This is a genomic window from Iodobacter violaceini (assembly GCF_011601265.1).
GTDB classification, from domain to species: domain Bacteria; phylum Pseudomonadota; class Gammaproteobacteria; order Burkholderiales; family Chitinibacteraceae; genus Iodobacter; species Iodobacter violaceini.
Genome location: NZ_JAAOLX010000052.1, coordinates 1 through 255 on the forward strand (window position 1 = coordinate 1; position 255 = coordinate 255).

The window sequence follows — 255 nt, forward strand, 5'->3', positions numbered from 1 at the left end:
TGGTTTCGCCGGTTTTAAGGGCTTGCACATTATCCGCATCGTTATTCAGCGTATAAGTCCACTTGCCATCGCTGCCCAGCGTCAATTTACCGTAAGTGCCTGCGGCACCGGTTTGCGGCACAAAGGTTGCGCCGCCGGTAGCGGTCAGCGTGCCGCTGCTGCTTTGAACGGTATCTTCCTGTACTGCGCCGTGGCCGACGGTGGCGGTTTCATTGCTGCCGTTCACAGTCACGGTGATGGTGCTTTCCGAGCCAT

General features: G+C 57.6%; 1 protein-coding gene. It reads right to left on the minus strand.

The annotated features are described in order from the left end of the window. The coding region (locus HA050_RS21815) for a VCBS domain-containing protein (protein ID WP_205836573.1) at window positions 1–255 on the minus strand (255 nt) is incomplete at both ends.